The organism is Herbaspirillum sp. LeCh32-8 (genome assembly GCF_017814915.1).
Lineage (GTDB): Bacteria > Pseudomonadota > Gammaproteobacteria > Burkholderiales > Burkholderiaceae_D > Herbaspirillum.
In genome coordinates, this window is the sequence record NZ_JAGIPZ010000005.1 from 133,822 (window position 1) to 156,166 (window position 22,345).

A 22,345-nucleotide genomic window follows, 5' to 3' on the forward strand; every position below is an offset into this window, starting at 1 on the left:
GAAGGCCTGCGCGTCGACATGGCAGTCATCCCATGTGCCGGGAATCCTGCAAGGTGAGGGCAAGCGCTGTGTCCGCGCATCAACCCCGTCGCCGCAAACCCGCTCCACAGGCGGCTTGGCGGCCGTCCATCAGATGCTCTGGTTATATGCATAGGCGAAAATTTATTTTCCCCTTATAACCGAGCCGACTTAAAATAGCGCCTTCTTATAAAAATATCGATGGCAGTGGAGACTTGTGGTTTTGTTCTCGCCCGCAGCGTCTCCCGATGCCTGCGGCGGCGGATCGAAAAGCACGGGCCCGCTGCCATTTCTATTCCATCATGATCGAAATCCAAGCTGTTACCCAGCGCTTCGGCAGTGTCGAAGCGGTGCGCAACGTCGAGCTGTCGATTCGCAAAGGCGAGATCTTCGGCATCATCGGCCGCAGCGGCGCCGGCAAGAGCACGCTGGTGCGCACCCTGAACCTGCTGAACCGCCCGACCTCCGGCCGCATCATCCTGGACGGCCAGGACCTGACGGCGCTGTCGTCCGACCAGTTGCGCGAAGCGCGCCGCGGCATCGGCATGATCTTCCAGCACTTCAACCTGCTGTCTTCGCGCACCGTGTACGACAACATCGCGCTGCCGCTGGAGCTGGCCGGCAAATCCAAGGCCGAGATCGCCGCCAAGGTCGAGCCGCTGCTGGAACTGGTGGGCCTGACCAAGCTGAAGGACCGCTATCCGGCGCAGATCTCCGGCGGCCAGAAGCAACGCGTGGGCATCGCCCGCGCGCTGGCCAACGATCCCAAGGTGCTGCTGTCCGACGAAGCCACCTCAGCGCTGGACCCGGAAACCACCCGTTCCATCCTCGACCTGCTGCGCCAGATCAACAAGGAACTGGGCCTGACCATCGTGCTGATCACCCACCAGATGGAAGTGATCAAGGACATCTGCGACCGCGTGGCCGTGATGGAAGCCGGCCAGGTCATCGAACAGGGCGAGGTGCTGGAGGTGTTCCGCCAGCCCAGGCATGAGGTCACCCGCGCGCTGATCGGCGACGTGATCGCCCACGAGCTGCCCAAGGGCGTGCTGGCGCGCCTGCGCGAACGCCTGGCCAAGGCCGAAGCTGGCCAGGGCACCGACCACCTGTTCCGCTTCGCCTTCACCGGCTCGGGCGTGGACCAGCCGCACCTGTCGGAAGCGGTGCGCCGCTACAACCTGGATTTCAACATCCTGCACGGCCAGATCGACGAGATCCAGGGCCAGGCCTTCGGCTCGCTGGCGATCCTCGCCAACGGCACCCAGGAAAACATCAACAATGCAATGCAATACCTGCGCTCGCAGGGCGTCGTCGTGGAGGAGCTGAACCATGTCATCTGAACTGATTGATCTGTTCGTCAGCTCCTTCGGCGAAACCCTGATGATGGTGCTGATCTCCGGCGTGGTCGGCTCGCTGCTGGGCATCCCGCTGGGCATCGCGCTGCACCTGACCGACCGCGGCGGCATCCTGCCCAACGTCGCCTTCAACCGCATCGCCGGCCTGCTGGTGAACGCGGTGCGCTCCACCCCCTTCATCATCCTGCTGGTGGCGGTGATCCCGATGACGCGCTTCTTCGTCGGCACCTCGATCGGCACCGCCGCGGCCATCGTGCCGCTGACGATTGCCGCCGCGCCCTTCATTGCGCGCCTGGTCGAAACCGCCCTGCGCGAAGTCGACCGCGGCCTGGTGGAAGCCGCCCAGGCCATGGGCGCGACCACGTGGCAAATCATTTACAAGGTCTTGGTGCCCGAAGCATTTGCTGGTATCGTCGCCGGTCTCACGATCACGTTCGTCAGCCTGGTCGGCTACTCGGCCATGGCCGGCGCCATCGGCGGCGGCGGCCTGGGCGACCTGGGCATCCGTTACGGCTACCAGCGTTTCCTGCCGGAAGTGATGCTGGCCGTGGTGCTGATCCTGATCGTTTTCGTGCAGCTGGTGCAGTCCCTGGGAGACCTGCTGGTGCGCAAGCTCAGCCACCGTTGACAGCGCGCAGTACCGCAACAAACCGCGGCTATCCGCCGCGATTACTACAAAGACAAAGACCGAAAGGAAAGTCATGAACCGTCGTCAGTTGATTCAATTCTTCGCAGGTTTGGGCGTTGCCGCCAGCCTGATCTCCGCTCCCGTACTGGCCGCAGACCAGATCAAGATGGGCGTGACCGCAGGTCCGCACGCCGAGATCATGGAACAGGTCAAGAAGCTGCTCGCCAAGGACGGCGTGGACATGAAGATCATCGAGTTCACCGACTACATCCAGCCCAACGCCGCGCTGTCGGCCGGCGACCTGGACGCCAACTCCTACCAGCACCAGCCCTACTTGGATGCGCAGGTGAAGGACCGCGGCTACAAGTTCATCAGCGTGGGCACCACCATCACCTTCCCGATGGGCATTTACTCCAAGAAGGTCAAGTCGCTCAACGACCTGAAGCAAGGCGCCCGCATCGGCGTGCCCAACGACCCGACCAACGGCGGCCGCGCGCTGCTGGTGCTGCAAGCCAAGGGCGTGATCAAGCTGAAGGCCGACGCCGGCCTGAAGGCCACCCCGCTGGACATCGTCGAAAACCCGAAGAAGGTCAAGATCGTGGAACTGGACGCCGCCCAGCTGCCGCGCTCGCTGGATGACTTCGACGCCGCCGTGATCAACGGCAACTTCGCCGAATCCGCCGGCCTGTCGCCGACCAAGGACGCCATCTCGGTGGAAGCCTCGACCGGCCCCTACGCCAACGTGCTGGCCATCCGCGCCGTCGACAAGGACAAGCCCTGGGTCGCCAAGCTGGTCAAGGCTTACCACAGCCCGGAAGTGAAGAAGTTCGTGCTGGAAAAGTACAAGGGCTCCGTGATCACCTCCTGGTAATCGCCTCCCGCCATCCGGCTGCGGCCGGATACAGCGCATGAAAAAAGCCCACCGCATGGTGGGCTTTTTCTTTGGCGCTCAGGGTTCGGTCTTCAGTCGCGGCGCTCGCGATGATCCGGCGCATTGCGCCAGTCGTAGTCATCTTCCTCGTCCTCATCCTCGGGCGGCAAGGCGTCCGGGTTGTCGGTGGACTGGTAGCTGGCCAGCAACTCTGCGCGCGAAGCCGGCGTCTCCAGCGTGATGCGGCCCAGCGCGCCGCTGCGGTAATCCTGCAGGAACACGTGCGAGGCCTTCTCGAAGTCGTAGTCGCCGCCCTTCAGGCGGAAGCCGCGCTTGGCCGCCACGCCCTCCACCACCGCCACACCGTCCATGCCGTCGGTGTTGAAGCCGTAGCGCGCCTTCAGCAGCTGCGGATAACGCTGCAGCAGCAAGTCGGCCAGGAAGGTGGCGACTTCTTCCTCGATCAGCGCATTGCTGCCCACCGCGTGGCTGGCCGCCAGCATCAGGCCGTCGCTGGGATGCTCGATCTTGGGCCACAGCATGCCGGGGGTGTCGGTCAGCACCATGTTGTTGCCGAGGTAGAGGCGCTGCTGGGTCTTGGTCACGGCCGGCTCGTCGCCCACTGCGGCCACGCGCTTTTTCAGCAGCGCGTTCATCAGGGTGGACTTGCCGACGTTGGGAATGCCCATGATCATCACGCGCAGCGGCTTGAGGGCCGTGCCGCGGTGCGGCGCCACCTGGATCGCCAGCTTGGGGATGCGCGCGACGTCGGCCGGCTTCTTGCACGACAGCGCCACGGCGGTCACGCCCTTCTGGGCGTTGTAGTACTCGATCCAGGCTTGCGTGGCGACCGGGTCGGCCATGTCGGTCTTGTTGAGGATCTTCAGGCACGGACGCTGGCGCGCGTTGCGCAGCTGCTCGATCATGGGATTGCAGCTGGCCTGCGGCAGGCGCGCGTCGACCACTTCGATCACCATATCGACTTTTTCCATGGTCTCCGCCGCCTTGCGGCGGGCAGAGTTCATGTGGCCGGGGAACCATTGGATGGACATGCGGGAGTCTTCTTTCTGATGCGTATTTCGTTTAACCCGCTATTTTAAAGCCCCCGCCCGCCTTTCCCTAAAAAAACCGCCTGCCGCGCATCATGCGGGGCAGGCGCTTGGCTGCGCAACAACAGTTGCCGCCGGATCGAACGCCGATCGGCTCAGGCCTGGCGCGCCGTCATTTGCTTTTCAACAACCCCGACGAAGCGCCACACCAGCCACAGCGCAAGCGCATAGGCCAGCGCCATCATCCCGAAGGCCAGCGGATTGCGCAGGCCCCAGCCGTCAACGCTATGCAGCACCGCGCCCATCACCGCCACGCCCACCAGCGCGCCGATCTGGCGGTTGGCATTCAAGGCGGCGGCGGCGCTGTTGGCGTGGGCGCGGCCGGCCACCTGCATCACCACGGCGGTCATGGCCGGAATCGCGGTGCTCACGCCAAGGTTGGCGGCGGCGCACACCAGCGCCAGCATCCAGTACGGCGTCTGCGGGTGGAAGCCCATGGCCAGCGCAGTGAAGATCGCTCCCACCGACAGCCCCAGCAGCAGCGGCACGCGCGGCCCCCAGTGCGCCGACATGCGGCCCGACAAGAGGTTGCCGAAGAAGATCACCACCATTATCGGCACCAGTTGCAGGCCGGTGTGCAGCGCGTCGACGCCGCGCCCCTGCTGCAGGAACAGCGCCAGGTAGAACAAGTTGCCATACACGCCGAAATTGATCAGGAAACCGATGCCGTTGGCCGCCGCGAACTGCGGCGTGCTGAACAATGCGCGCGGCAACAGCGGCGCGATGCCGCGCAGCTCATGGCGCACCAGGGCCAGCGCCGCCAAGAGCGTAACCGCCAGGCCGGCCAGGATGCGCGGCGAAGTCCAGCCGTACACCGGCCCCTGGATCAGCACGAAGGACAGACCGGCCAGCATCAGCACGCCGGCCACGTGGCTGTACAGATTGAGCGCACGGGCATGGCGCGGCACCGCTGGAATCAGGCGGCGCGCCATCCACAGGCCGACGATGCCGACCGGCACGTTGATCAGGAACACGCTGCGCCAACCCATCCAGTGGATCAGCACGCCGCCGGCCAGCGGGCCGACCGCCGCCGCCGCGCCGACGGTGGCCGACCACACGCCCAGCATGCGGGCGCGCACGCGGTCGTCTTCATACACGTGGGTCAGCAGGCTGAGCGAGCTGGGCATGAAGAAGGCCGCGCCCAAACCCTGCAGCAGTCGCGCGGCGATGAGAAATTCTCCATTGGGCGCCATGCCGCACAGCGCCGACGCCAGCACGAACAGGAACAGGCCGAGCAGGTACAACCGGCGCCCGCCGAAGCGGTCGGCCAGCGCGCCGCCCACCATCAGCATGGCGGCGAAGGTAAGCGTATAGCCGTCCACGATCCAGACCAGGGTGGACAACGGCGCATCCAGGCTGGCGGCGATATTTGACAGGCCGACGTTGACCACGGTCACGTCCAGCATGGCCATGACGAAACCGACGGCCAGCGCCACCAGCGGCAGGATGCCAGCCTTGTGCGTGGCGGCCGGGACAGCGCCGGCAGTCGAAAGATTGGGACATTGTGCGGAAGACATGATGGGTTTCCTGTGCGATGAACAACGCCGGGCGGCCCAAAGTGATGGGCAGGCCGGCGACGATGAGCCGAATTGTAGGCGCCCGGCGCAATGCAATAAATAGGTATAAGATCGGCACCACGATGCAAATTTGCATCACCGATCCGGACCGGAGCCGGACCAAAGGCGACAGGAGCAAACCATGTCAAAAGCCGTGATGGACTGGGACAACGCGCGTATCTACCTCGCGCTCTACCGCGCCGGCACGCTGCGCGGCGCGGCCGAACAGCTGGACATCGACCAGGCCACGGTGGGCCGACGACTGACGGCGCTGGAAAAATCGCTGGGCGCGCGCCTGTTCCTGCGCACCCCGGCCGGCTACGTGCCCACGCCGGCCGGCGAGCTGGCGGCGGCCGCGGCCGAACGCATGGAGCAAGGGGCGGAACAGTTGCTGCGGCAGATGCAGGGCATCGACGAGCGCCTGTGCGGCGTGGTGCGGCTGGCCGCCACCGACAGCGTGGCGCGTCATTTCCTGGTGCCGGCGCTGCAGCAGCTGCGCGAGACCCATCCCGGCATCCGCGTGGTGCTCTCCACCTCCACCCAGCTCACCAACCTGACCAAGCGCGAGGCCGACATCGCCGTGCGCACCGTGCGTCCGGACAGCCCGGATCTGATCGCACGCCACCTGAAACGACTGCACACCGGCATCTTTGCATCGAAGAGTTACCTCAAAAAGCGCGGCCAGCCCGAGCCGGGCACGGCGCTGAAGGGACACGACGTGGTGGCCTATCAGCGCGCGCTGGCGCCGCACATGGTCGACCAGGTCTGCGGCGAATCGAGCGCCAACGCGGACGTGGTGATGGAAGTGAGCAACGGCCTGATCCTGGCCGACTGTGTGCAGGCCGGCATGGGCCTGGGCGAGTTGCCCGTGCATGTGGGCGAGAGCACGCCGGGACTGGTGCGCGTGTGGCCGGAGCGGGCTGAACCCTACGACATGTGGCTGGTGCTGCACAGCGACCTGAACCGCACGGCGCGCGTGCGGGCGGTGGCCGATGCGGTGATCGCGGCCTACGGGGCGCAGTGATGGTTGCGGCGCTGGTTGCGCGCCAGACCAGCCGGCAGAAAACTTACTCCAGGTCCGCCAGCACCTTGAGATGCGCCACCACGCTGCGTCCCAGCGCCGACAGGTTGTAGCCGCCCTCGAGGCAACTCACGATGCGTCCCTGCGCGTGCTCCTTGGCGACCTGCATGATCTGGCGCGTCATCCAGGCGTAGTCGGCCTCCACCAATCCCATCTGGCCCATGTCGTCCTCGCGGTGGGCATCGAACCCGGCCGAGATGAAGATCATTTGCGGCCGGTGCGCATGCAGCGCCGGCAGCCATTTTTCCGTCACCAGCTGGCGCACCGCGTTGCCGTCGGTGAAGGCCGGCACCGGCAGGTTGACGATGTGCCCCTCGGTGGGGCCGTCCCCCGAAAACGGATAGAAGGGATGCTGGAAAAAGCTCACCATCAGCACCCGCGGATCGTGGGCGAAGGCGTCTTCGGTGCCGTTGCCGTGATGGACGTCGAAGTCCACCACCGCCACCCGCTCCAGCCCGTGCACGTCGATCGCGTGGCGCGCGGCGATGGCGACGTTGTTGAACAGGCAAAAGCCCATCGCCTTGTCAGGCGTGGCGTGATGGCCGGGCGGGCGCACCGAGCAGAAGGCGTTGTCGAGCTCGCCGGCAATCACCGCATCGGTCGCCGCCACCGCCGCTCCGGCCGCGCGCAGCGCCGCCTTCCAGCTGTGGCTGTTCAACAGCGTGTCGCCGTCGATGGAGTAATACGGCTCGCCCGACAGCGACAGCGCATGGCTGTGCTCGCGGATGCGGTCAATGGCGGCGGCGCTGTGGATGCGCTCCAGTTCGGCCGGGTCGGCCAGCGGCGCGTCGCGGCGGTCAAGGAACTGGTCGATGCGACTGGAGATCAGTTGGTCTTCGATCGCCTGCAGGCGGGTCGGCGTCTCGGGGTGCCAGTCGCCCATTTCATGGCGCTGGCAATCGGCGTGCGTATAGAAGGCGGTGGTCATTGTTGCTCTTATTGCAAACGGGCAAGCCGCATACGGCCGCCCAGGATGGTCTCGATCGGCTAGTGTACATCCGCCGCAGGCGCTGCGCGCACGCGTAAAGGCGACCGCCATGCACCAGCACAGGGCATACAGCCCATGCGGTATACTTGCAGGCTGTTTTGCCCAAGCCCTCAGCGACCGAAGCCCCTCATGCCGATCACACTGTCTCGCCTGACCTCCCTGCCTTGCGCCTTGCCTGTTGCCCTGCTGTTCTGCTCCCTGTGCGCGCTGCCGCCGGCCGCGCATGCCCAAGATACGCAGACGGGCAAGGCCCCGTCCAAGAACGCCCCGGCGAACAAGACGGCCAAGGACAAGAAGACGGAAAAGAAGTCGGACAAGAAAAGCGGCCAAAAAACCGGCAAAAACACCGACAAGAAAGACAAGAAGCCCCAGGCCAAAAAGAAGGTCGCCCCGGAAGACCAGGGCGAATTCGTCAACTTCAACGAGTGGAAGGAAGTCGCCCGCTTCATCGATGAAATGGTGGAGCGCAACGGCTTCGAGCGCAGCAAGCTGAACGCGCTGTTCGCGCAGACGCGCTACCTCGACACCGCGATCCAGCTGATCAAACCCGCGCCCAGCACCAAGCCCAAGAACTGGGCCGCCTACCGCGCGCGCTTCATCGACGCCACCCGCATCAACGCCGGCGTGGAGTTCTGGAACACCTACGGCGTGGCGCTGGCGCGCGCCGAGGCGCAATACGGCGTGCCGATGGAAATCATCGTCGGCATCATCGGCGTGGAAACGGTCTATGGCCGCAACACCGGCAGCTTCCGCGTGATGGACGCCATCACCACCCTGGCCTTTGACTACCCCAACACCCCCACGCGCGAGGCGCGCATGGCGTTCTTCCGCGGCGAGCTCGAAAACACCCTGCTGCTGGCGCGCGACGAGAACATCGACCCGATGTCGCTGCGCGGCTCCTACGCCGGCGCCGTCGGCTGGCCGCAGTTCATGCCGGGCAGCATCCGCGAATACGCGGTGGACTTCGACGGCGACGGCAAGATCGACCTGCGCAATTCGCCGGTTGACGCCATCGGCAGCGTGGCCCACTACCTGGCCGTGCACGGCTGGCAACGCGGCGAGCCGGTGGCCTTCCCGGTCACGGTCTCGGCCGATAACCAGCAATGGCAGGGCATGCTCAATCAGGGACTGGAAGCCAAGTACACCCAGGACCAGATGCAAGCCGCCGGCATCAGCGGACCGGCGCTGCCGGCCGGCATGCGCTTCGGCCTGGTCGACCTGCAGAACGGCACCGCCCCGACCGAGTACTGGATGGCGACCAACAACTTCTACGCCATCACGCAGTACAATCGCAGCTACTTCTATGCGATGTCGGTGGCCGAACTGGGCCGCGCCGTCGCTGCCGCGCGCAATCGCCAACCGGCGCAATAAACTTCCGCGCGGCCTGCCCGCGCACGTGATCCGCCACCTTTAGACGCAACAATGAAACGCATTGCACCCTTGGCCTCGACGCTGATGCTGACGCTGGCCGGCACCTCCCTTGGCCTTTCCAACGTCGCGCGCGCCGCCGACGGCCGCGAAGAATCGGGCGACAGCCTGCCCACCGTCAATGTCACCGCCAGCGGCGTCGGCGCAAAGGAAGCGCGCGCCCGCTCTTCCTCGGTGGCCGGCTTCGACGACGCGCCGCTGCTGGACACACCGGCCTCGGTGGCAGTGGTCACACGCGAGCAGATGAGCGACCAGCAGTCGCGCCTGCTGTCGGACGTGGTCAAGAACGACGCCTCCATCGGCGAGAACTACGCGCCGGTCGGCTATTACGAAAACTTCAGTATCCGCGGTTTCGCGCTGGATCCCGCCAGCGCCTATCGCATCGACGGCCTCACCGCGGCCGGCGAACAGAACATCGCGCTGGAAAACAAGGAGCGCGTGGAATTCCTGAAGGGCGTGGCCGGCCTGCAAGCCGGCGTGGTCGCCGCCGGCGGCATCGTCAACTACGTCACCAAGCGCCCGGCCGACGTGCGCTCGGTCACGCTGGGCACCGACTCCAACGGCTCGCGCTACCTCGCCACCGACCTCGGCGCGCTGTTCGGCGAACACAAGCAGTTCGGCCTGCGCATCAACGCCGCGCATGAAGACATCCATTCCTACGTGAACAACGGCGACGGCTGGCGCGACTTCGCCTCGCTGGCCGCGAGCTGGGCCATCACCTCCAAAACGCTGCTGCAGTTCGACGCCGAATACCAGCAAAAGGCGCAGCACTCGGTCGCCGGCTACCAGCTGCTGGGCGGCACCACGATCCCGTCGGGCGTCTCGCCTTCGACCATGCTCACGCCGCAATCCTGGGCGCAACCGGTGCGCAATACCTCGCTGAACTATCGCCTGCGCCTGGACACCGAATTCAACAGCGACTGGCGCGGCTATATCCAGGCCGGGCGCAGCCGGGCGGTGATTGATGACAACCTGGCCTTCCCCTACGGCAGCGGCAGCTTCGCCTCCACCTCGTTCGCCGCCAACGGCGACTTCGACGTCTTCGATTACCGCGTGCCCAACGACGAGCGTCGCAACGATGAAGTGCAGGCAGTCGCCACCGGCAAGTTCTCCACCGGTTTCATCAAGCATGAACTGAGCATGGGTGCGGCGATGTTCCGCCGCATCATCGACAAGCCGACCGGCGTCAACGAGCTGGTCGGCGAAGGCAACATCTATACCGGCACGCCGGCCCTGACGGCCTCGACCGCCACCGCCGGCCCTGCCTATCGCAACCTGGACAGCCGCCAGAAAGCGCTGTTCTTCAGCGACCGCGTGCAGTTCTCCGAACGCTGGCAGGTCATCGCGGGCGGGCGCCAGGTGTGGCTGAACGAAGACGCCTTCAACAGTGACGGCAGCGTCAATCGCCATACCGCGCGTAATTTGTTCCTGCCGCAACTGGCGCTGGTCTTCAAGCCGCAAGCAAACATGTCGATCTACGGCGGCTATGCCGAGACGCTCTCGCTGGGCAGCATCGCGCCGTTCTGGGTCAGCAATGCCAACGCCGTGTTGCCTCCCTCGGTGGCGCGCCAGCTGGAGACGGGCGTCAAGTACGACGTCACGCCGGACCTGAACCTCACCGCAGCGGTGTTCCGTATCCGCAAGGCCTACGAGTATCAGCAGCCTGACAGCAGCACGGCCGGTTTCACCTACGTACAGCAAGGCAAGCAGACCAACACCGGCATCGAGCTCGGCGCCAACGGCAAGCTGACCACGCGCCTGCAGGTCGGCGCCAGCGTGGCCGTCACGCGTGCGCGCGCCAGCGGCACAGGCACCAGCGCCTACGACAACCAGCAAGCCGTCAACGTGCCGCGCCTGCGCAGCGCCGTGTATGCCGACTACGCCATCCCCGGTGTGGACGGCCTGAACGTGATGGGCAGCTGGCTCTACAGCGGCAGCAAGCCGGTCACGCGCGACGGCAGCGTCAGCCTGCCGGCGGTGCATGTGTTCAATGCCGGTCTGCGCTACAAGCTGCGCCTGGGTGGCCACGAAGCCACGCTGCGCGCCAACGTGGACAACCTGTTCGACCGCCGCTACTGGAAGGATGCCGGCCAGTACCTGGGCGACAGCTACATCCACCTGGGCGCGCCGCGCACCGTGCGCCTGTCGCTGCAATACGATTTCTGAGCGACATGGAAGCGGCTTCCCATCACCTCACCCGCGTGATCAGTCACGGCATGGACTACGATGCCGTGATCTCCGACTGGCCGGCGCTGACCTCGGCCGAGGTGGCGCGCGTGCTGCGCCACTACCCGGAGGCCGGCAAGCCGCAGCGTCTGGAGTGGCACAGCCCGCGGCCGTTCTCGGCGGCCTGCGTGATGCAGACCGAGACCGGCGAGATCGTGGTCAAGCGTCATCACGTGCGCGTGCGCGACATTGCCGCCTTGCAGGAAGAACATCGTTTCATCGCCCATCTGCATGCGCGCGCGCTGCCGGTCAGCACCGCGCTGTCGACCGAAGACGGCGCCACCGCGCTGGCCGACGAGCATTGGACCTATGAAGTGTTCCGGCTGGCGCCGGGGGTGGACCTGTATCGCGACGCCATGTCGTGGACGCCCTTCACCAGCCGCGCGCACGCGCATTCGGCCGGACACATGCTGGCGCGCCTGCACCAGGCAGCGCAAGGCTATGAGGCGCCGGCGCGCGCGGCGCGCCCGCTGATTTCCAGCTTCACGATCTTTTCGCAGGAAGACCCGGTACGCCCGCTGCAAGCCTATATCGAGCAGCGCCCGGCGATCGCCGACTACCTGGCCGAGCGCGGCTGGCGCGGCGAAGTGGCGCAGCATTTGCTGCCCTTCCATGCGCAGCTGAAGCCCTATCTGGATGAAATGGTCCCGTTGTGGACCCACAATGACTGGCACGCCTCCAACCTGCTGTGGAGCGATGCCTCGCCGCAAGCCGGCGCGGTGAGCGTGCTGGACTTCGGCCTGTCCGACCGCACCTGCGCGCTGCATGACCTGGCCACTGCGATCGAACGCAACATGGTGGAATGGCTGGCCATCCCGCACCGGGCGGAACAGCTGATCCACCTCGACCTGCTCGACGCCATGCTGGACGGCTATGCCTCGCTGCTGCCGCTGACCGCCCGCCAGCTACGTGCGCTGGCCGCGCTGTTGCCACTGGTGCACGCCGAGTTCGCGCTGGCCGAACTGGATTACTTCCACGGCGTCACGCAGTCGCAGCAGAATGCTGCACTGGCCTACGACACTTACTTCCTGGGCCACGCGGCCTGGTTCAACACGCCGGAGGGGCAGCGCCTGCTGGATCATTTGCGCCGGCGCGCCGATGCAGCGGCTTGAACCGGACGTTGCCCCGCCGACGTCGCGGCGCGGCGAATGCCACTGGGCTCCTGCTTTCGCAGGAGCGACGGGGATTGAGTGATAGCTAAGAAGCTGTTGTCGCGACCGCCGCAGCAACGGCAGCGAGGCGATGACATCAGCGACAAGGATTCGGACGTGCGTCGCGGGTCAAGCCCGCGGTAACCAGGAAGTCATGCCCCCGAAGTCGTCCCTGACCTGTCGTTCTTGCGAAAGCAGGAACCCTGCGTCGTTGAACTGCGCAAACCGGCTGGCTGGGCATCAGCCGCTCAGCCGAAATCCTTGATCGTCTCCGGCTCGATGAGCACCATGTTCTCATTGGCGCCCAGCCATACCTGCCCGTCCTGGATCGTGCATTGCAGCTGCATGGTGCGCTGGGCCAGCGCCGCCAGCGCTTGGCTGGCGGCGGCGGGAATGTTGACGACCTTCAGGTTCTTGGCGCGTTCGACACGGCTGCCGGTCTGGTTCCACCAGATGTTGGACACGCTGCTGTAGCTGTACACCAGCACCTTGTCGGCACGGCCACAGGCCTTGAGGATGGCGCGGTCGTCCGGCTGGCCGACTTCAACCCACAGGTCGATGGCACCGGTCAGGTCCTTCTGCCACAGGTCAGGCTCTTCCACGTCGGACAGGCCCTTGCCGAAGGCCAGCGCCTCGCTGGCGTTGAGCGCGAAGGCCAGCACGCGGATCATCATGCGTTCGTCGGTTTCCGACGGGTGGCGCGCGATGGTCAGCGCATGGTTGTCGTAATAGTGCCGATCCATGTCGGAGATCTGCAGTTCGGCCTTGAAGATGGTGGATTTGAGCGCCATGAAAAAATCGTGATGAATCTGATGGATGCCGGTGAGGGCGATGGCGGCTGCGCCGCCGAAGGTTCGCAAGCATAGCCGATCTGCGCCGCGGCGTCGCGCCTGCCATGGCGGCCATGCGACAATGACGCATGAGCAACGCATCCCCGACATCCCCTTCCCGCAGCGACGACGAGGTCATCAATCTCACCCGCGCCTGGCTGGAACAAGCCGTGATCGGCCTGAACCTGTGCCCGTTCGCCAAGTCCGTGCACGTCAAACAGCAAATCCGCTACAAGGTCAGTCACGGCCTCGAATGGGATGCGCTGGCGCAAGACCTGGAGCAGGAGCTGGCGCTGCTGGCCGCCGGCGATGCCGATGAGATCGACACCACGCTGCTGATCATCCCGCTCGCATTAGGCGATTTTCTCGAGTACAACGATTTCCTGGAGTGGGCCGACCGCATCCTGGAACGCATGGGTCTGCAAGGGGAGCTGCAGATCGCGAGTTTCCACCCGGCATACCAGTTCGCCGACGCCGAACCCGACGATATCGAGAATTACAGCAACCGCTCGCCTTTTCCCATCCTGCATCTGTTGCGAGAAAGCAGCATCGACCGGGCGGTCGCCGCCTATCCCGACGCCAGTGCCATCTTCGAGAAAAACATGGCTACCTTGCGGAAATTGGGCCTAACAGGCTGGAATGCGCTGCCATTTGTCGTGTCAGACCGACAAGCCTAGCAAAAATCGAAAAAATACTGTTAATATCTGTTACAAATTCGAAAATGGGTTTCTGCAACTATTGTGGAAATGAATTTTCTGACGAGATGAAAAATGTGCAATTATTTCTATCTAGACATAGAATTAGTTCTAATGCGCATTACATCAACGTGCATCAGGTCAGAGAACCCCATACCGCTTTTTGAAGTCGTTCTTTGATAGGGCTAGTCGCTATCAGGCAGAAAAAGGGCTCACAGCTCTGCTCTCCGATAGAGTTAGTCGCGTTTTGCAGTTTTACCAACAATTAATGCTTAGGCGCTCAGCCTTCACAAACATCTGCATAATGGAACGTCCCGATCATGACTACCACTACCGATATCGCTGAATCCAATTCCATTTCCGATCAGGTCAACTACGATCCGAACCACCTGCTGGACGCCCTGATCGAGAAGCTGCACCTGAAGAACGACGCCGCGCTGTCGCGCGCCCTGGAAGTCGCTCCTCCGGTCATCAGCAAGATCCGCCACCGCCGCCTGCCGGTCGGTGCGTCGCTGCTGATCCGCATGCATGAAGTGAGCGAGCTGTCGATTCGCGAACTGCGCGAACTGATGGGCGATCGCCGCGAAAAATTCCGCATCAGCGACAAGCAGTTCAAGCCGAAGCCCGCCGGTGCGCCGTCCACCGCGCCCACTTCCGGCAGCGCCGAATAAGCCCGGGCCGCAAGGCAGCACTGATGCAGCAACAAAAAACGGAGCCCACGGCTCCGTTTTTCATTTGATACACACCCGCCGGCCCCGCCCGCTGCCTTAACCTGCGCGGGCCAGGCCCCGGGCTCAGGCCGGGAACACGCCGGTCGACAAGTAACGGTCGCCGCGGTCGCACACCACGAACACGATGGTGGCGTTCTCCACCTGGTGCGACAGGCGCACCGCCACCTCGCAGGCGCCGGCGGCCGAGATGCCGCAGAACAGGCCCTCGGTCACGGCCAGCTTGCGCGCCATGTTCTCGGCATCGGCCTGGCTGACCGACTCGGTCTGGTCCACGCGCGACTTGTCGAAGATCTTGGGCAAGTACGCTTCCGGCCATTTGCGGATGCCGGGAATGGATGAGCCTTCCTCCGGCTGCGCGCCGACGATCTGCACGTTCGGATTTTTTTCCTTCAGGTACTGCGACACGCCCATGATGGTGCCGGTGGTGCCCATGGCGCTGACGAAGTGGGTGACGGCGCCCTTGGTGTCGCGCCAGATTTCCGGGCCGGTGGTCTCGTAGTGGGCCAGCGGGTTGTCCGCATTGGCGAACTGGTCGAGGATCAGGCCCTCGCCGTTCTTCTGCATCTGGTCGGCCAGGTCGCGCGCGTATTCCATGCCGCCGCTCTTGGGCGTGAGGATGATCCTGGCGCCGTAGGCGGCCATGCTCTGGCGGCGCTCTTCGGACAGGTTCTCAGGCATCAGCAGCACCATCTTGTAGCCGCGCATGGCGGCCACCATCGCCAGCGCAATGCCGGTGTTGCCGCTGGTGGCTTCGATCAGGGTGTCGCCGGGCTTGATCTGGCCGCGCGCCTCGGCACGGGTGATCATGGAATAAGCGGCGCGGTCCTTGACCGAACCGGCCGGGTTGTTGCCCTCGAGCTTGCCCAGGATGATGTTGTTGCGGCGCTTGGCTTCTTCGCCGCCGATGCGCGGCAGCTGGATCAGCGGGGTATTGCCGATGGTCGATTCGATGGTCGGATAGGACATCTGCTTTAGCTTTCCTTGCGCGATCGTGGTGGATCGTTCTTTGGTCGAAAGGGTCATTTTAATATGACTCTTTATCATGTGCTGCCACGCCAACCTAACAAGATGCTTATATAGATATAGCCAATTCGTTTAAAGCCGATGATGGCCTACACTGGCAGCAACAAGGGCGCCCACACGACAAATACAAACGCCGCGCCTCCCCCCCTGCGCAAGCCCACGGAGACAGCATGCACACCCATCAGATCACCAACCAGGTTCCCGACCTGAAGGACACCAACCTCTTCTCTACCGACCTTGCGCTGAGCGAAGGCGTGCAACGCGAAGGCGCCGGCTGGCACGCCTGCACGCTCTCCAGCCAAGGCGCCGAACTGGGCAGCGCCGAAGTGATCGGGCTGGCCGAACTGGCCAACCGCCACACGCCCGAACTGCGCACGCACGACCGCACCGGCCACCGCATCGACGTGGTCGACTTCCATCCGTCCTGGCATGCCCTGCTGGAGCTGCTGCGCCGCGCCGGCCTGCATGCGCTGCCGTGGATGCAGCCCGGCGACGGCGCCCACGTCGCGCGCGCCGCCGGCTACTTCATGCACGGCCAGATCGAGGCCGGCTCACTGTGTCCCACCACCATGACCTTCGCCGCCATCCCGGTGCTGCGCGAGGAGCCGGCGCTGTTCGCGCAACTGCGCACGCGCCTGTTCGCGCGCGAGCACGACGGCCGCGACCTGCCGATCCAGCAGAAGCGCTCGATCCTGATCGGCATGGGCATGACCGAAAAACAAGGCGGCTCCGACGTACGCAGCAACGCCTCCATCGCCATGCCGATGGACCCGTCGGCGCAGGGCCGCGGCACGCCCTATTTGCTGTCCGGCCACAAGTGGTTCTTCTCGGCCCCGATGTGCGATGCGCACATGATGCTGGCGCGCACCGAGAACGGCCCGTCCTGCTTCTTCGTGCCGCGCTGGTTGCCCGACGGCGCGCGCAACCCGATCCTGATCCAGCGCCTGAAGGACAAGCTCGGCAATCGCTCCAACTCCAGCAGCGAAGTCGAGTTCGACGAGGCCATGGGCATCATGGTCGGCGACGAAGGCCGCGGCATTCCCACCATCATCGAGATGGCCAACCACACCCGCCTGGATTGCGTGATCGGTAGTGCCGCGCTGATGCGCCAGGCGCTGGTGCAGGCGCTGCACCATGCGCGCCATCGCAGCGCATTCGGCAAGGCGCTGGCCGAGCAGCCGCTGATGCGCAACGTGCTGGCCGACCTGGCGCTGGAGAGCGAAGCCGCCACCGTGCTGATGCTACGCCTGGCGCATGCATTCGACGCGCCGGACGATCCGCTGCAGCGCGCCTGGAAGCGCATCGTCACGCCCGCCGCCAAGTTCTGGATATGCAAGCGCGCGCTGGAGTTCGCCGGCGAATGCATGGAAGTCTGGGGCGGCAACGGCTATGTGGAAACCGGGCCGATGGCGCGCCTGTATCGCGAGGCGCCGGTCAACTCGATCTGGGAAGGGTCGGGCAACGTGATGTGCCTGGATGTGCTGCGCGCGGTCGAGCGCGAGGCGCAGGGCTTTGCGCTGTTGCTGCAGCAGCTGGAGCAAGCCGCCGCCGGTCATGCTTTGCTGGCGCAGCGCGTCGACGATCTCAAGCGCATGCTAGCCACGCCGCCCGAGCAGCGCGAAGCGCTGGCCCGCCGCTTCGTGCAGCAACTGGTGCTGGCGCTGCAAGGCATGCTGATGCTGCAGCATGCCCCGGCGCCCAGCGCCGACGCCTTCATCGCCGCGCGCAGCGACGCCGACGGCGGCCGCGTCTACGGCACGCTGGGCGGCGCCAGCATCGCCGCCCAGCAAGGCATCCTGCTGCGCGCCTGGCCGATGAAGTGAGGCGCCATCAGCGCCGTTACAGCTCCAGCACCAGCCGCTCCTGCCCGGCCCAGGACACGCAGGTGCACATGCCCTGCGCGCGCATCGCCGGCGTCAGGCAGACGTCGCGATGCAGCGGTTCGCCTTCCACTACCTGGGCATAGCAACTGCCGCATTCCCCGCGCTTGCATTCGTAGGAGACGAATACGTCGGCCGCAATCAACGCATCGAGAATCGAGGTGCCGGGCGCGACTTCCACCGTCATCTGCGACAGGCTCAACTCCACCGTCAGCGGCGCATCCCCTGCCTGCGCGCGCGCGCCGAAACTCTCGAAGTGCAGCGCCTGCGCCAGCCAGCCCAGCCGCGCCCCGGCCTCGGCCAGCGCCTGCAACAGCGTCGCGGGGCCGCAGGCATAACAATGGTCGCCGGCACGATACTCGCCCAGCAACTGCGCCGGATCGGCCCTCCCCGCTTCGGCGGAGAGGTGCTGCAGCAGCGTCGCCGCCGGCAATGTCTGCAAGTCTTTCTGCAGCACCAGCCGCTCGGCGCTGCGCGCCAGGTAGTGCAGCGTGAATGCCCGCCCTTGCGCCTGCAATGCATGCGCCATCGAGACCATGGGCGTGATGCCGATGCCCCCGGCCACCAGCAGGGTGCGCCCGCCATCCCTGGCCGGCGCCAGCGGAAAACTGTCGAACGGGCCATCCACCTCCAGCGCGACGCCGACGGCAAACTCGTCGTGCAGGCTCACTGATCCGCCGCGGCCGCCTTCCTCGCGCTGCACGGCAATACGGTAGACCTGCGCCTCGCCGGGCGCCCCCACCAGTGAATAATGCTTCTCGTGCTCGCGGCCCTGGCTGTCGGCAAAGCGCAGCACGATATGCGAACCGGCGCGCCACGCGGCCAGCGCTGCGCCGTCGGCGCGGCGCAGCTGAAACTCCTTCACGGCCGCGCCGTGGTCGATGATGTTGTCGATGGTGTAGCGCATGATGAATCCTCGGGTGAAGTCAGATGGTTCGGACCATTCAAATCGGTCAGGCCGATACCGGCGGGTTGAAGGGAGAGGCGTCGAGGTATTCCCACTCGAGCGGCTGCAGCGCCTCGCGCAGGATCCACTGCTCTACCGTGAACTCGAAGAAGCGGCCGGTGCCGCCGGTGTCGTTGCCCGGATCGGGTTGATCCCACAGCACCGATCCCGTGCCGGTCAGCTGCAGCAAACGACCGCCGGCGAAATCGGGAATGCACAGGCCGGCGCGCGGATCGAGCCGGAAGTTGCCAAAGGTGTTGAACATGCTGTTGCCGTTGAAGTCGGGAATGCGCAAGGTGCTCTCGTCGACGATGTGGACGAAGCCCACGCCGCCGCCGCGATGCGAGGCATCGGCGCCGGCCCCTGCATGGCGGCTGGCCACGAAGAGCGTGTCGGCGCCGCGCACGATGTCTTCCACGCTGCCGCGCAGCACCCGGCCGCGCGCCGCCCGCGCCGGCAAACTCACCTCGCCCATCGAGCGCAGGTGGCGTCGCTGGATGTAGCGCGGGCAATTGGGATAGGCCTCCTGAATCGCCACCTCCATGCCGTCCTCATCCAGGCGACTCACGTTGCCGTTGACGCGGTAACGGCGACGACTGCCCAGCTCGATGAAGAGCATGCCGAGATCCTTGTTGTGCGCGATGTTGCTCCACAGTGGATCGTCCGGATCGCGCAGCGCTGCGGGAATGTCAAAGCTGATCGCGCTGCCGTCGCCGGTATGCATGAAGCCGGGCTTGCCGAACACCAGCGAGGCCCAGAGCCGCCCGGTCGCGTCGACGCTGCCCAGCGCCGCCATGAACTGCTTGGCAATAAAGGGGCGCGCGCCGGCAATCACGGTGGCGCTCACCATCGCCGCATTGCGCGCGGCAATCGACGCTTCGCCGGCGTTGTCTTGCGCCTCGCGCTCGCCGGGGTGAAAGATGTGTTGCTTGTCCATGCTGCTCTCCTGTGCTGCCGGCAACGACGCCGGAGGCGCCGCCCTGCGGTTTGCTGATGGACGGATTTTGCGAAATAATGCGGCGAACAAGAATAGGCGTCGATTGCAAATCAGTATTTCGCAGGGAGGAACAATGGATCAGATCCACTTGATGAACGTCTATGTTGCAGTCGGGGAAGAAGAGAGTTTCGCCGCTGCCGCACGGCGCCTGGATTTGTCGCCGGCCGCCGTGACGCGCGCCGTCTCGGCGCTGGAGGAACGACTGGGCGTGAAGCTGCTGGTGCGCACCACCCGCTACGTCAGGATGACCGAGGCCGGACGCCGCTACCTGGACGACACCCGCAACATCCTGGCCAGCATCGAGGAAGCCAACGAGGCCGCCGCCGGCATCAACGCCGCGCCGCGCGGCAACCTCACCGTCACTGCGCCGGTGCTGTTCGGCAAGTTGTTCGTCACGCCCAGCATCGTGCAGTTCCTCAAGCAATACCCCGAGGTCGAGGTCAGCGCGCTGTTCCTCGACCGTCTGGTCAACATGATGGACGAGGGAGTGGATGTGGCCGTGCGCATCGGCCACCTGCCCGACTCCAGCCTGAAGGCGCTGCGCGTGGGCCAGGTGCGCCGCATCCTGTGCGCCTCGCCCGAGTATCTGGCGCAACACGGCACGCCGCAGCATCCGGCCGACCTGCTGCGCCATACCGTCATCGCCGCCAGCGGCGTCTCACCGCGCGTGGAGTGGAAATTCGGCGCAGTCGACGACCCCACCATGGTGCGCATGAAGCCGCGCCTGACCGTCACCAGCAACGACGCCGCCATCGAGGCGGCGACCGCCGGCTTGGGCATCTGCCGCCTGCTGTCCTACCAGATCCCGCGCGAGCTCGACAGCGGACAACTCCAGGCCATCCTCTCCGACTACGAAGAGTCCCCCTGGCCGGTGCACGTGCTGCATCGCGAAAGCAAGTACGGTTCCTCCAAGGTGCGCATGTTCATCGACCTGCTCGTGCAGCAGCTGCGCAGCCATCCCCACCTGAACTGAGCTCTCGCCACAGCGTCGAGATGACGTGCCGTTAGGCTCCCTACGCGCCATTACGCGCCACGCAATAATCATCACCATGAAAGCAGCCATCATCATCCTGTCCGATCCGAAGGCCGGCGAAGAAGCGCTGGGCCGCATGTTCAACGCCCTCGCCGCCGCTTACGACTTCAAGCAGAAAGGCACCGACGTCGGCATCTACTTCCAGGGCACCGGCACCCGCTGGCCGGGCGTGCTGGCCGATGCCAAGCATCCCATCCATGCCTTGTTCAAGGCGGTGGAAGACAAGATTGTGGGCGTGTCCTGCGGCTGCGCCGACGTGTTCGGCGCGCGCGAGGACGTAGAGAAAGTCGGCTTCGACCTGATCACCGACAACAGCGTGCCCGGCACCTCGGGCCTGCCCAGCATCGCCCAGATCGCGGCCGAAGGCTATACCGTCTTCAACTTCTGATCCGCAGCTACCCTCGCGCGGAACCGGGCAACGTAAGCCAGGTTCAGGTTCCGTGCAGCAGCAACTCGAACAGCTCGGCAGGGCCCATCTGCCCGCCCTTGAGCATCAATTCCACGCCATCAAGGTGCGGCTCTTGCGCATGGGCGCGGCACAGCGCCACGCCGGCCGATAGCTGGCCGACGTAAGACAGTCCCCAGATATCGAGCGCCCTGAGCGCATGGCTGGAGGTGTCGCCGCCGGCCACGCCCACGCGCGACAGCGGCGTTGCTTGCAATACCCGGCGCAACAACTCGCCACAGGCCATCGCCAGGCGCTGCGCTGCGCCCTCCCCCGCCAGCAGCTGCCGTTCCTCCACGGGAGCGGAGGTGCAGGCCAGCATGTTGCGCCCGCTGCGCAGGCCTTGCGCAATACGTGTGACGGTGGCGGCAAGATAGGCCTCATCGCCTTCGCACAAACGCTGCGCATCGAGCAACAACCGGTCGTAAGCCTGCGCCGCACTGACCTGCTGCTCGGTGATCGGCGAGAGGCTGCCGGCCAACACGAACACCGGCCCGCGCGCAGGCGCAATGCGTGCCTCCTGTGATGCCTGTTCCGCCTGCTCCCCCTCCTGCCCCAACCACCCCTCGCCGTGCCAGTACGCCGCCAGGCTTTGCACCACGCTGCTGGCGCCGATGGCCAGCAAATCCTGCTGCTCGGCGCTACGCCAGATGGCGCGGCCGATGGCGTTCAGGTCGGCCGCCGCGGAGACGTCGAACAACACAGCATCGGAATGCGCCTCCAGCGCCGCGTCGATCTGCGCCTGCAGCGCCTGCGCATCGGCGTAGCACGGATAGTGCAGGCCGGCGACCTGCAGCCCCTGGCGTTGCAGATGAATGCGCAGGTCGGCCTCGTCCATGGGCGTGACGGGATGCTGACGCATGGTCGGATGGCGGTCGATGCGCACCACCTCGCCACCGGCCTTTTCGGCGGCGTACAGCTGGCTGAACAGGCAATAGCGGCGCAGGTTGGGCTGGCCGCCGACGATGGGCACGAAGCGGTTGGCGATGCGCGCGCGCCAGATGCGCAGCGCGGCGCCGATGTTGCCGATGTGGGGCGCGCTGTCGAAGGTGGAGCAGATCTTGTAGTGCGTGACCGGCGCGCGCAGGCTGGAGAAGAAGGCCGACACCGGCTCCAGCTCGGCACGCATCTGCGCCTCATCCATGGAACGTGCCGCGCCCGCGATGCCCAGGCAATCCAGCCGGCCGGCCGCGCTCAGCTGCGCCGCATCCGGCACATGCAGGAACAGCAAACTGCGCAAGCCGGCCAGCGTGGCCGTGGCCAGCGTATCGGTGGCGCCGGTGAAGTCGTCGCCGTAGAAGGCGATCTTGGGACGACCGTCGAGGAAGGAAGACATCACGTCGGCTGGCTCACG

General features: G+C 65.4%; 20 protein-coding genes. 12 read left to right on the forward strand and 8 right to left on the reverse strand.

What is annotated here, in order from left to right; genetic code table 11:
* Window positions 1-320: 320 nt before the first annotated feature.
* From J8I26_RS11435 to J8I26_RS11445, 3 genes are all read left to right on the forward strand, one after another.
* On the forward strand, window positions 321-1,358 hold the full coding sequence (locus J8I26_RS11435) for a methionine ABC transporter ATP-binding protein (RefSeq protein WP_209607231.1): 1,038 nt from the start codon (window positions 321-323) through the stop codon (window positions 1,356-1,358).
* Complete coding sequence (locus J8I26_RS11440; protein WP_209607232.1) at window positions 1,348-2,001, forward strand: methionine ABC transporter permease; 654 nt, start codon at window positions 1,348-1,350, stop codon at window positions 1,999-2,001. Before J8I26_RS11435 ends, J8I26_RS11440 begins: the two co-directional genes overlap by 11 nt.
* 73 nt (window positions 2,002-2,074) lie before the next feature.
* The gene (locus J8I26_RS11445) at window positions 2,075-2,872 is read left to right on the forward strand and encodes a MetQ/NlpA family ABC transporter substrate-binding protein (RefSeq protein ID WP_209607233.1); all 798 of its coding nucleotides are present in this window, start codon (window positions 2,075-2,077) and stop codon (window positions 2,870-2,872) included.
* 92 nt (window positions 2,873-2,964) lie between these two features.
* Here the strand turns inward: J8I26_RS11445 and ylqF are convergent, their stop codons facing one another.
* Together ylqF and J8I26_RS11455 are read right to left on the reverse strand one after the other, a co-directional pair.
* The gene (ylqF, locus tag J8I26_RS11450; protein WP_209607234.1) at window positions 2,965-3,924 is read right to left on the reverse strand and encodes a ribosome biogenesis GTPase YlqF; all 960 of its coding nucleotides are present in this window, start codon (window positions 3,922-3,924) and stop codon (window positions 2,965-2,967) included.
* Between the two features lie 152 nt (window positions 3,925-4,076).
* Window positions 4,077-5,498, reverse strand: coding sequence for an MFS transporter (locus J8I26_RS11455; protein ID WP_209607235.1), 1,422 nt, complete (start codon window positions 5,496-5,498; stop codon window positions 4,077-4,079).
* A 196-nt stretch (window positions 5,499-5,694) separates the two neighbouring features.
* On the opposite strand from J8I26_RS11455, the gene J8I26_RS11460 reads away from it, so the two are divergent.
* Window positions 5,695-6,561: a LysR family transcriptional regulator gene (locus J8I26_RS11460; RefSeq protein ID WP_209607380.1), complete on the forward strand. Its 867-nt coding sequence runs from the start codon at window positions 5,695-5,697 to the stop codon at window positions 6,559-6,561.
* A gap of 43 nt (window positions 6,562-6,604) precedes the next feature.
* Here J8I26_RS11460 and J8I26_RS11465 read toward each other — a convergent pair whose 3' ends face one another.
* On the reverse strand, window positions 6,605-7,546 hold the full coding sequence (locus tag J8I26_RS11465) for a histone deacetylase family protein (protein WP_209607236.1): 942 nt from the start codon (window positions 7,544-7,546) through the stop codon (window positions 6,605-6,607).
* 189 nt (window positions 7,547-7,735) lie between these two features.
* On the opposite strand from J8I26_RS11465, the gene mltB reads away from it, so the two are divergent.
* The 3 genes from mltB to J8I26_RS11480 are packed head-to-tail and all read left to right on the forward strand — an operon-like array spanning window position 7,736 to window position 12,372.
* Window positions 7,736-8,977, forward strand: coding sequence for a lytic murein transglycosylase B (mltB, locus tag J8I26_RS11470; protein ID WP_209607237.1), 1,242 nt, complete (start codon window positions 7,736-7,738; stop codon window positions 8,975-8,977).
* A gap of 51 nt (window positions 8,978-9,028) precedes the next feature.
* Window positions 9,029-11,200 carry a TonB-dependent siderophore receptor gene (locus J8I26_RS11475; RefSeq protein ID WP_209607238.1) on the forward strand — a complete coding sequence of 724 codons (2,172 nt, stop codon included), beginning with the start codon at window positions 9,029-9,031 and terminating at the stop codon, window positions 11,198-11,200.
* 5 nt (window positions 11,201-11,205) lie between these two features.
* Window positions 11,206-12,372, forward strand: a complete 1,167-nt coding sequence (locus J8I26_RS11480; protein WP_209607239.1) for a phosphotransferase — start codon at window positions 11,206-11,208, stop codon at window positions 12,370-12,372.
* A 287-nt stretch (window positions 12,373-12,659) separates the two neighbouring features.
* Here the strand turns inward: J8I26_RS11480 and J8I26_RS11485 are convergent, their stop codons facing one another.
* On the reverse strand, window positions 12,660-13,202 hold the full coding sequence (locus J8I26_RS11485; RefSeq protein WP_209607240.1) for a YaeQ family protein: 543 nt from the start codon (window positions 13,200-13,202) through the stop codon (window positions 12,660-12,662).
* 128 nt (window positions 13,203-13,330) lie between these two features.
* Between J8I26_RS11485 and J8I26_RS11490 the strand changes: the two genes are divergently transcribed.
* Window positions 13,331-13,918, forward strand: a complete 588-nt coding sequence (locus tag J8I26_RS11490) for a DUF1415 domain-containing protein (RefSeq protein WP_209607241.1) — start codon at window positions 13,331-13,333, stop codon at window positions 13,916-13,918.
* A 338-nt stretch (window positions 13,919-14,256) separates the two neighbouring features.
* Window positions 14,257-14,607: a hypothetical protein gene (locus tag J8I26_RS11495; protein WP_209607242.1), complete on the forward strand. Its 351-nt coding sequence runs from the start codon at window positions 14,257-14,259 to the stop codon at window positions 14,605-14,607.
* Between the two features lie 123 nt (window positions 14,608-14,730).
* Here the strand turns inward: J8I26_RS11495 and cysM are convergent, their stop codons facing one another.
* Entirely contained in the window at window positions 14,731-15,633 is a 903-nt protein-coding gene (gene cysM, locus J8I26_RS11500) for a cysteine synthase CysM (RefSeq protein ID WP_209607243.1), read from the reverse strand.
* Between the two features lie 227 nt (window positions 15,634-15,860).
* Here cysM and J8I26_RS11505 point away from each other — a divergent pair, with 227 nt between their 5' ends.
* Complete coding sequence (locus J8I26_RS11505; protein ID WP_209607244.1) at window positions 15,861-17,513, forward strand: isovaleryl-CoA dehydrogenase; 1,653 nt, start codon at window positions 15,861-15,863, stop codon at window positions 17,511-17,513.
* A 16-nt stretch (window positions 17,514-17,529) separates the two neighbouring features.
* Here the strand turns inward: J8I26_RS11505 and J8I26_RS11510 are convergent, their stop codons facing one another.
* Entirely contained in the window at window positions 17,530-18,477 is a 948-nt protein-coding gene (locus J8I26_RS11510; protein ID WP_209607245.1) for a PDR/VanB family oxidoreductase, read from the reverse strand.
* A 46-nt stretch (window positions 18,478-18,523) separates the two neighbouring features.
* Window positions 18,524-19,453 carry a pyridoxamine 5'-phosphate oxidase family protein gene (locus J8I26_RS11515; RefSeq protein WP_209607246.1) on the reverse strand — a complete coding sequence of 310 codons (930 nt, stop codon included), beginning with the start codon at window positions 19,451-19,453 and terminating at the stop codon, window positions 18,524-18,526.
* 133 nt (window positions 19,454-19,586) lie between these two features.
* On the opposite strand from J8I26_RS11515, the gene J8I26_RS11520 reads away from it, so the two are divergent.
* Together J8I26_RS11520 and J8I26_RS11525 are read left to right on the forward strand one after the other, a co-directional pair.
* The gene (locus J8I26_RS11520) at window positions 19,587-20,486 is read left to right on the forward strand and encodes a LysR family transcriptional regulator (protein WP_209607247.1); all 900 of its coding nucleotides are present in this window, start codon (window positions 19,587-19,589) and stop codon (window positions 20,484-20,486) included.
* A gap of 76 nt (window positions 20,487-20,562) precedes the next feature.
* Window positions 20,563-20,934, forward strand: coding sequence for a DsrE family protein (locus tag J8I26_RS11525; RefSeq protein WP_209607248.1), 372 nt, complete (start codon window positions 20,563-20,565; stop codon window positions 20,932-20,934).
* 43 nt (window positions 20,935-20,977) lie between these two features.
* On the opposite strand, the gene J8I26_RS11530 is transcribed toward J8I26_RS11525, so the two are convergent.
* Window positions 20,978-22,327: a four-carbon acid sugar kinase family protein gene (locus tag J8I26_RS11530; RefSeq protein WP_209607249.1), complete on the reverse strand. Its 1,350-nt coding sequence runs from the start codon at window positions 22,325-22,327 to the stop codon at window positions 20,978-20,980.
* Between the last annotated feature and the right edge of the window lie 18 nt (window positions 22,328-22,345).